The organism is Enterococcus sp. HMSC076E04, assembly GCF_001814285.1.
Lineage (GTDB): Bacteria > Bacillota > Bacilli > Lactobacillales > Enterococcaceae > Enterococcus_B > Enterococcus_B lactis.
The window spans coordinates 1-323 of the sequence record NZ_KV815609.1; the positions used below are offsets into that span (position 1 = coordinate 1).

At 44.0% G+C, this 323-nt stretch carries 1 pseudogene; it reads right to left on the minus strand.

The window, feature by feature from the left end:
- A pseudogene (locus HMPREF2961_RS08995) lies at window positions 1–323 on the minus strand (polysaccharide deacetylase family protein); the annotation flags it as partial.

The following is a 323-nucleotide window of genomic DNA, read 5'->3' on the forward strand; positions in this document are numbered from 1 at the left end:
TTACTGGACTGGCCGATGATCGTTTCTGCCATAATAGTTCTCGACAGTCGTTGGATGTCCTAATAAATCCCCCACTGTCGTAATGCGGTACCCTTGCTCTTGCAGATAATCGATCACTTGAGGAACGGCACGAATCGTTTCAGGATAAATATCATGGAATAAAATAATTGCACCATCGTATACTGTTGCTTGGATCTTCTGTAAAATCAAATCAGGATTTCTTGTCTTCCAATCTTCTGAATCGACCGACCATTCGATGATTGGCCGCTGGATAACACTTGCTCCTACACTTGTGATCGAACCATAGGGCGGACGAACGAAAG